8 protein-coding genes, 1 tRNA gene and 2 pseudogenes are annotated in these 8827 nt (G+C 60.5%); 1 reads left to right on the top strand and 10 read right to left on the bottom strand.

The genetic code is table 11. From position 1 onward, the window contains the following. The first annotated feature begins 1 nt into the window (after position 1). Positions 2-77 (top strand) — tRNA-Lys (locus tag PAN31117_RS26665). A gap of 436 nt (positions 78-513) precedes the next feature. Here the strand turns inward: PAN31117_RS26665 and PAN31117_RS26660 are convergent. The 10 genes and pseudogenes from PAN31117_RS26660 to PAN31117_RS27320 form a co-directional block, all read right to left on the bottom strand. Next, positions 514-1300: pseudogene (locus tag PAN31117_RS26660) on the bottom strand (DNA adenine methylase). A 51-nt stretch (positions 1301-1351) separates the two neighbouring features. Continuing rightward, complete coding sequence (locus PAN31117_RS26655) at positions 1352-1888, bottom strand: DUF4376 domain-containing protein (protein ID WP_442417699.1); 537 nt, start codon at positions 1886-1888, stop codon at positions 1352-1354. 2 nt (positions 1889-1890) lie between these two features. Next, positions 1891-3057: a glycine-rich domain-containing protein gene (locus PAN31117_RS27750; RefSeq protein WP_150740850.1), complete on the bottom strand. Its 1167-nt coding sequence runs from the start codon at positions 3055-3057 to the stop codon at positions 1891-1893. Continuing rightward, complete coding sequence (locus PAN31117_RS26645; RefSeq protein ID WP_150740849.1) at positions 3044-3634, bottom strand: YmfQ family protein; 591 nt, start codon at positions 3632-3634, stop codon at positions 3044-3046. The genes PAN31117_RS27750 and PAN31117_RS26645 overlap by 14 nt, the downstream gene beginning before the upstream one ends. Beyond that, entirely contained in the window at positions 3631-4704 is a 1074-nt protein-coding gene (locus PAN31117_RS26640) for a baseplate J/gp47 family protein (RefSeq protein WP_150740848.1), read from the bottom strand. The genes PAN31117_RS26645 and PAN31117_RS26640 overlap by 4 nt, the downstream gene beginning before the upstream one ends. After that, positions 4704-5054, bottom strand: coding sequence for a phage GP46 family protein (locus tag PAN31117_RS26635; RefSeq protein ID WP_150740847.1), 351 nt, complete (start codon positions 5052-5054; stop codon positions 4704-4706). Before PAN31117_RS26635 ends, PAN31117_RS26640 begins: the two co-directional genes overlap by 1 nt. A 76-nt stretch (positions 5055-5130) precedes the next feature. Beyond that, positions 5131-5751 carry a phage baseplate assembly protein V gene (locus PAN31117_RS26630; protein ID WP_150740846.1) on the bottom strand — a complete coding sequence of 207 codons (621 nt, stop codon included), beginning with the start codon at positions 5749-5751 and terminating at the stop codon, positions 5131-5133. Beyond that, a complete protein-coding gene (locus tag PAN31117_RS26625) occupies positions 5748-6872 on the bottom strand; it encodes a phage baseplate assembly protein (protein ID WP_150740845.1) in 1125 nt (374 codons plus the stop codon). The genes PAN31117_RS26630 and PAN31117_RS26625 overlap by 4 nt, the downstream gene beginning before the upstream one ends. Then, positions 6856-8166: a DNA circularization protein gene (locus PAN31117_RS26620; RefSeq protein ID WP_150740844.1), complete on the bottom strand. Its 1311-nt coding sequence runs from the start codon at positions 8164-8166 to the stop codon at positions 6856-6858. The genes PAN31117_RS26625 and PAN31117_RS26620 overlap by 17 nt, the downstream gene beginning before the upstream one ends. Position 8167: 1 nt before the next feature. Then, positions 8168-8827 (bottom strand): annotated as a pseudogene (locus tag PAN31117_RS27320) (phage tail tape measure protein); the annotation flags it as partial.

Here is an 8827-nt window from a genome sequence, read left to right as displayed (position 1 = left end):
CGGGGCGTTAGCTCAGTTGGTAGAGCAGCGGACTCTTAATCCGTAGGTCGAGTGTTCGAGTCACTCACGCCCCACCAAGTATTGATGTAACGAAAAAGGGTCTGCGCTTGCAGACCCTTTTTCGTTTCCACGCGAAACTTCGCCACGCCCGATCCGGCCCTTGGGAAGGGTCCGTCGGATTCCCCCTGACATCCTCCCGAAAAAAGCGCGCATGTGCTTCGCTGCGCCAAGTGTGCTCATACACTTCCAGGCACGCCTAAGCCCTGTACCGCAGGGCCGCCCCCGCACGCTCTCGAGGACCAGGGATGACCCCCCCGTCGCTTCCACCCGCGCTCTATCACGTATGGCCATCGCACCTGCCCGACGAATTCTGTGACCTTTTGTACGACACCGGGCATGCGATTGTAACGTTGCGCGCGTTTTGGCACTGTTTTGCGCTTCTTTTGGCACAGACGAAAAACGGTCACGCCACCTAATTTCGCACTGCTTTTGACACTTCTAGGTTGCCGCGCCCTAGAACAGCCCGACCGGTTCAGCGGCGCGATCCCAGCTATAGATGATCAACTCCCGGCGGGCCGTGCCACCGCCGCCTCCCACGGTGTAACTAATATCGGTCGACTCCATCTGGAACCGGCCGAAGCACTCCCGAATGGCCGGGTGGTCGTTCAGGCTCACGATGGCCTTACCTTCCAGCCTGGCCAGCACGTCGGCCATTTGGACGTACTGGTCGAACTCAAATGGCACGCCGTAGCCCTCCGTCTCCCAATACGGCGGGTCCATGTAGAAGAACGTGTGCGGCCGGTCGTAGCGGGCCACACAGTCCTGCCAGGGCACGTTTTCCACCTGGACACCGGCCAAGCGCAGATGTGCCGCCGACAGGTTCTCCTCGATCCTCAACAAATTCACCACCGGCGCGGTGGTTGCCGTCCCGAACGACTGCCCCCTGCACCTTGGCCCCGAACGCGTGCTGCGACAGGTAGTAGAAGCGGGCCGCCCGCTGGATGTCCGTCAATGGTTCGGTCGGCGTCATTTGCAGCCACTTGAATACCTGACGACTCGATATCGCCCACTTGAACTGCCGGACGAACTCCTCGAGGTGGTGCTGCACCACCCGGTACAGGTTCACCAACTCACCGTTGATATCGTTGATGACTTCGCACTGGGCGGGCGAGCGTAGGAAGAACAACGCCGCACCACCGGCGAAAACCTCGACGTAGCAGGTATGGTCGGGAAAGCGAGGGATCAGCAGCTCGGCCAAGCGCCGTTTGCCGCCGATCCACGGAACGATAGGGTTTGCCATTGGGACTCCTCTGATATTTCTATTGCCCAGGACGCCGAGAAGCGTGGATCGCTACCAGGCAATCGCCCGGACATCCTCCGCTCGCTCCGCGGCGTCAATCTCGCGCAGCCGGTCGGCGTAGTGCTGCTGGATAGCCTGACGTTTCACCGCCCAATCAGCGGCCACGGCAGCAAGTTGCTGCGCGTCGTGATCAACGAAGTCCCACCGGTCCCCGACCTGACACCACAGCTTTGCCGGTGCAGCGAGCATCACGGCGTGCAAAAGATTCAACTGATCGGCCTCGTCCGAGCCATAGGTGCGCTCCTCGCTCGTCGGCGAAGACACAAAGCCACCAAGCAACTCACGTCGGCACGCTGCGCGCATGTTCAATCGAGCAAAGGCGCGGGCATCGTCTAGCGGAACCTCTGGCGGCTGTTCGGGCGCGAACGTCCATGAGTCACCGCCCTGTGTGGCCACCCAGCCTTCCTGCGGCATCGGATCGAACCCTGATATTTCCGTTACGACGAAGCCTGGCGCGAACTCCGGCCGTTCTTCCGCCTCAAATTTCCAGTGCAGACGCCCGAAAAGAATCTGTGCAAACGTCTTCATGTTCACCACTCCACGATGCAAACGCCATCAAAACCATCACCACCGTTAGAATCGCTCTCTTTGATGTAATAAAGGGCACCGCCGCTGCCACCGCCCCCATATCCAGAGGCATTCGTAATCTGATATCCGTTGACGGCAGGTGCACCCCCACCGAATAGCCCGTTTCCACCGGCTCCGCCAAATGTAGTTTGGGCATTCGCGGATCCTGTGTATTGCCCCGAACCACCACCCGGCCAACCAAATCCGCCTGCGCCACCAACACTCCCCGATCCTGTGAAGCCGCCCTCGCCGCCAGCGCCACCGGAGCAGGTCACATGCGAACCGAAACTCGACGCGCCACCAGCGCCACCTCTGGGCAAAGGCGAGGGAGTTTGCGCCAGCACCGTTGCGGCCCCTTTGCCGCCTTTACCAATGGTGACCTGAACGGGAACGCCAACCTGCAATTTCAGGTGGTATCGGTAGACGCTTTGCCCCGCTCCACCTCCACCTCCGGGAATCATGAAGTCACTCATATCGCGCCCACCGGCCCCGCCTCCGCCACCGGCACCAATCATCGTTATCCAGTTGTCTTCTCGCACTGGAGTGAAATCGCCCGTTTGAGTGATGACGGCAATGCCCGGCGTATATCTCTGGTCAGCCTGCTCCAGCGTGATCGCATGATGCGGCTCCTTGCCGGGGGGCAATTGCAGCGTTCCGCCCGCGCACATGACGAGAATCCACGCACCATTGCCCGCATTTACCAATGGCGATGTCGTGTAAAGCAGCGTCGCTATGCCATGTTCAACGAGCTCTTCGCCTTGAAGACCCAGGAGGCCCAAACCCACGATTGGCTTATCGGGCAAGCCATCCGGCGCATACGTCGATGAACCAGTATTCGTATGCGAAATACGTACGCGCTGACCAATCCCTTCCACCAATGAATCCGCCGTTAACGGAGGGACGTTGACCGCTGCATAGGTGTTTGCCGCACCGCCCACGTCGCTCAGTACGGTCGGGCTATTCACCAATCGCGTGATCGCCTTGAGCAACTGGTAATCGTCGGTCGGGTCAAGTTGCATGCCCGTCGCCTCAACGACGTGAGCAGGCTCGTTCTGCTGACTGTTCGCCCAATCCTTGGTGAGGATGGTGCCCTCTACGAACTGCCCGTCTTCGGTGTTAATTCTCTGCATCGTTATCCTCGTCGTATTGAAAAATCACCTTCGTGTGCGCGGGCTTGAGGTCTTCGAACAGGGTTTCCAGAATCGGATCGGATCTCACGGCCAGCCGCTCACCAACTGCGCTCTTACCCACCCGGAAGTAGTACTTCAGCTCCGGTGCGCCCTCGACGTTCACACGCCACAGCCACATCGCGTCTTCGCTAAAGAGCGGATCACCGACTCGGTTCCGATCCACGCGAAACGGCTCGAATTCGTCAATCGTGATCGTGTAGCCCAGCACCTTGGCCAGCCCGATGAAATACGGAATCGACAGCCCGCCCGTGGCGTTCGCCATGAACATCACCATCGACATACGCTGTTGCAGCGTGTCATCGGCTTTTGGCACAAGACCAAAAACGCGCTCCCAATCCGGCAGGAACTGGATAGCGTCGAACGACGGCACGATTCCCAGCTCAACGACTCGCGCGTCGGCCATCGCCTGGTCAAGCGCCTTGCCCTCGGCGGCCAGTTCGACCGTGAGGCTCGGATCGTTGGGCGAATAGGCAACCGGCGGCAGCAACTTGGCCAGCAGCGTCGCGTGCTGGCTCATGGCTTCTTGTCCAGATAGATGTCACCGAGGCGGCACCACTCGATCACCGTCGCATCGGCCTGCGGCTCGACGTTTGCAAGCGGCTCCAGCAGTTCGTAATCAAGCACGCCCGCGCAATCGCTGATCGCTGCGCCGATGCGAGTCCGAATCACGGTCGCACCCGGAGTGATCGTTTTCGCGTAGGCAGCGATGGCCGGATTGATCGTAATTCGGGCGTCTTCGATGGAAATGCCATCGAGCACCAGCAGCGCACGCACGTCATACGACTTGATCGTCGGGCTGATCGCCCGAAAGTCTTTCGCCGTCACCGGCCGCTTGTTGTCGATGTTGTTTTGCACCGCCTGGAGCACTTCGTCGGACGGCAAGCCATCCTCGCCCAGCACCACAACGTCAACCGTGCCCAGGCCACGGCGCAACGGATAGACATACGCGGCCGTCACACCCGGCACTTCCATCGCCCACAGCCAGTAGTCGTATTTGTTGCCACCTGCAGGCGGATGCTGAAGGCGGTAGTCGACACGGGCGGCCAGACTTTCCAGTGACTCGATGTCGGCACCGCCGAGCAGCTTTTGAACGGTTGCGGCCGCATTGACGCCCATCGGCGGCACCGTCAGCGTAATCGCGTCGCCAGCAACGCGATTTGACGCGGTGCCCGGCACATCGGCCGTAGCGCCAACAACCAGCGTCTGGTCAGCGCCGATCTGCCCACCTGACGTGGTCGTGTACGTTGTACCGTCGCGGTATTTGAGCGAAAGCCCAGACGCCACAGGCGTATCAGCAACACCTGTCAAAACAACAGCTTGATCCCCGCTGGCAGCCACGGCAGGCTTACGCTCGATGCTGTACATGCGGGCGTGCTTGATGAGGTTCTGCTCGTCGGCCGTGTCAAAGAAGAACTGACGACCGGTATAGGACTGGTACTGATACAGCCCTTCGATGGCGCTCGCGGTACCGCTTGCGCGCACGTAGTAGTCCGAGTCAGAACTCACGTCCGCTTCGGGCCGTTGGTTCTGAATCTCGCGCAGGATGTTGCTGCGGATCTGGTCGAGCGTAAGGACGGTCGCTGGCATCAGGAAACCCTCACCGGATGTTCAAAATGGTCGACCTGGCCGTTGCTCTGATAGACGGAGATAACGAGAACAATCACGCCGGTCTTGCCGGTCTTCGGCTCAACCGCGACTTTCGATGCACGGCCGTCGTCCATCAACGGCGCGAGCGCCTGTTCGGCGTATTGCACGGCAAGGTTTCGGGTGCGCGGCAGGTCTTTGGAGCGCGCCAGCGTGTAGAGCAGCGAGCCGACTTTGCGGTCAGCCCACCATGTGCCTAGCGGCACAGACAGGCGCAGGTACACGGCGTTTTGCAGCGTATTCGTCTGCTCGCCGGTGTACCCGCCAGTGTGGGGATCGATGAGTGCGTCCATGTCGATATTGTCGGAGCATGGGCGCTAGTTTTGGATGCTGGCGGATGTCAGTAGGTTTGCGTTTGTGGCAAACCGATCACGACGGTGGATCTGACTCGCCGTCTGGCGTGTGGTGCGTGTGGTTCAAATACGACTTGCCGCCGATTGTGGCGTCGTTTTCGACTTCGAGTTTGTCGATATTCGCGCCGCTGCCGCCCGAGACTGACAAGCCGCCACTGCCGCTGATCGCACCGGCGGCTGCCAGCTCTTGCGTAGCCTCCACCTTGGGGGTATCGAGCGTGATGCCCTGGCTTGCCTTGATCGTCGTCGTTTCGGAATCCACCACAAAATTCTTGGTCTTGAGCGTGGTCGTCTGATCCTTGCCAAACAACAGGTAATCGCCATAGGCGTTATAGACGGCCGTCTCGCCCGTTTGCAGCCCCTTGATGCGAAGTTGCACATGCTCAGTGGCAACGATAACGCCGTGGCTGCTCGCGCCGCCCACCGGCACCACCACAAGCATCGAACCGGGCGGCGGTGCGCTGGTAAAGCCGAAGTGCTGCATCAGCTCCACATCACTCAGTGGCTCGTCAGCCAGGCCGGTGCCGCTGGCCATGACTACTGGGCCTGCTGTATTGACGCTCCCGAGCACGGCCCGAAAGACGCGACGTACCCCTGCGAGCGCACGCGAAATGCGCTTGTCAATTTCGGCGATCATTTCATGATATTCGCGTTAATGGTGGCATCCGTGACGATGAAACCGGGCTTCTCGTGCTTGCCGCCATGACGATGTTTGCGCCCAGAGTGAGGATGCGCATCCGGAATCCACACGCCGTCTTCCTTCAGCTTGAGCGATGTCCTATTGCCGGACGCTCCTCCCGTCAGACGTCGCCCCATCAGAAAATAGATGGCATCGACACCGTACTCTTCCCACACAATGTGCACACGCTGGCCAGGCTTCCAAAGTGCACCATCAGCGGTTCGATGCCCCTTCACGCTCGCCTGCAGCGTATGCGCGGCCAGCGCCGAATCGGAAATGATCTTCTTGGCTCGTGACTGCACAGCCGCAAGATTGGGTGCGTCGTGATCGACGAAGATCTTCGGGCGATAGGTCGGTACGCTCGTATCCTTGACCGTCGTCTTGATGGCCGCAGCCGCAGCGCCGTGCGAAGTGCCGTGCGCCTGCCCCAACACGGTCACCTCGGAATACCGCTCGGAATTCGACAGATCCTCATCGAACCATTCGACGTTATTGCCGCGCCCATCGTCGCGCAACACCAGGCTCGCCACTGGTGGCGCGTTGTAGTCCGGCCCACCAATCACCAGCGTGCCGTCCGGTTCGAACCAGGGCCACAGTCCTTCGCCTTCCGCTGCGTGCACAAGCGCGTCCCAGGCGGACTCCCCCGGTTCGACGCTGATCTTGTCCCACTGTGTCGGCGAGGTTGCGCTCTGAATACGAATTTTGGTGATGCCAAGCGGCTTGACGATCGTCGCAGCAACCTCCGCCAGCGTGACCTGTTTGGCGGTGAATATCGGTGCCGAGCAGTCACGCAGAACGCTCGCCATATCTCGCCCGCTGATCGCGAGCGATTTGCCGTCTTTGCCGGTTCGCCGCTTCACGCGATCGACAAAGCCGCTAAGCACCGTCTCGCCACCAACCTTGACTTGAACGGACGCACCACGCTGAATGTTGTCCGGCATCTTGCCCGCAGGCTTTGTTAGCCGGACATCCCACGCATCGGCAGGAATCAGCAAATCGGAATCGATGGAATACGCAGTCCACTGGCTGTGCGACTTGCCACCGACCATCACCGTTACCGTCTCATCGTGCGAAGCCACGGAGCACCTCCCCTCGGGTAATGAAATTGGGATTCTTGAGCGCTGGATTCAGGCGCAGCAGCTCGGCCGAGCGCTGCGCGTCGCCATACCAATCGAACGCCAGAAGCGTCAGATTGGTATCCATGGGAACCGTGCGGGTGATGATCGGCGGCATCGCATCCATCACCGAGACCGTCAATTGCTGCAGCGACAGGGCTGCGTCCTTGAGCGGCTCAACGATGGGTCGATATTGCTCAACCGTCATGCTGGTGGTCGCCAGGTCAATCGCGTCCTGAATCTGACCACGGGTGTCGTCCGCAATCTGTTCGATCTGGTCAGGTGTGAGCGTCGGCGTGTCCGCCTGATTCGCCAACACGTCGGAGGCCACTTGGGTCGTTTGCGACGCCACGATCACCGAGGTCAGCATCGTCACCAGTTGCACGTCGCTCGGGTCGGCCACAACAGCGCTCGGTTGCGGTGGTGAGTAAGGCGCAGTCGGATCAAACGGCGTATCGGTCACCACATTGGCATTGGGCGTTCCCGGAATGACCACGGTCTCGCCCTTGGCCGCAGCGGCGGGAATCGACACAACCGATTTCGACTGCTTTCCCAGGGCATTCCAGTCCGACATTTCAAGCCCATCAGAGAAAGCATGCATGAGGTTCATGCCGCTGGTCAGGCCGATCATGTCCGATGCGAACGCGCTGGGAAACGCCAAATAGTCCAGACCGACCGTCTTGAACCCGATGACCAACGAGCGCAGCGGCGAGACTGTGTCGAGCATGTTGTCGCGAAACGCGTTCAAACGTTGCATCCCAGCCTTTGCCGCCTTCAGGGCATCGACGGCCATTCCAAAAATGCCGCTGGCAGCGGACTGTGCGTCGTTGGCCAGTTGCGCAGTGGCATCAGCCTTCTGCGGGGGATCCTCGCCCGTGTAGAGCAAGTTGCCGGGCTTGGACGCCGCGAACTTCATGTCGATTCGGCAGGAGTCCCGGTTCTCTGCGTCGTGAGAGACGTGGCCGCCCAAGAACTGCATGTCCGGCATCGAGCCGAAGATCGGGTGAATCAACTCGGCGGGCCCCTTGGTGGCCAGCGCGTTGAGCAACTGCCGCATCTGCGTTTCGTAGTCGTCGCCGAAGAGTACCGCCGTCATTGACACTTCGCGGGCCTTTTGGCCCAAGTCTTCAATATCCTCGCCGTCGACGTTCGGATACTTGTAGCGAGACACCGAACGATCCAGCGTATCGTCGGCGCGCAAACACTCGAAGGGCACGCCACGAAACGAGGCGTCGAATAGATTCTCTGACCAGGCCATATCAGTGACGCTCCGCCATTTGCTGGTTCACCTTGTTCACCGCTTGGGCGATCTGGTGACCATCGAGATTGATGACGATTGGTTGTGGTGCGGCGGCCTTCTCGGTTTTCTTCTCCGCGAAAAGGGCATCGCCGATCATCTTGCCCAGCTTCTCGCCCCAGCCGCTGCCGAAGTAACCGCCCACGGCTCCAGCAGCCATTCCAACTGCGCCGCCGATGGCCGTACCGACAACGGGAACCACTGAGCCGATGGCCGCGCCAGCAGCACCACCAGCCGCGCCGCCTGCCATAGCACCAGCGACACCACCGATGGCCTTACCAGCAACGCCAACGTAGGCAGCGTGCTTTTGTGCAGCGGTTTTCGTGTCGTCATGGGCGACGTTCCACGCCTCGTAGGCAGTCGTGGCAATCTGCAGCGGCGCGGCCAGTTTGCCGAAGAGCTTGGCGCCCTTCATGGCCTTCGCACCCATTGAGACAGCCTCGGTCGCGACGCCCGCTTTGCTAACGCCACCGACAACGCTTGCCGCCTCTCCAGCGACGCCCGCCGCTACCGCAGAGCCGCCCCCCGTGATCATGCGAAATGCTCCCATCGCGCCCACGGCCATCGTCAACGTCTCAAAGGCCATCGTGGTGGCAGAAATTGCCTTGGTGAGACCGGGATA

It is taken from the genome of Pandoraea anapnoica, assembly GCF_902459765.1.
In the GTDB taxonomy this organism is placed as follows: Bacteria; Pseudomonadota; Gammaproteobacteria; order Burkholderiales; family Burkholderiaceae; genus Pandoraea; species Pandoraea anapnoica.
The sequence above is the reverse complement of the archived record's forward strand: the minus strand, read 5'-3'. Positions and strand labels throughout refer to the sequence as shown.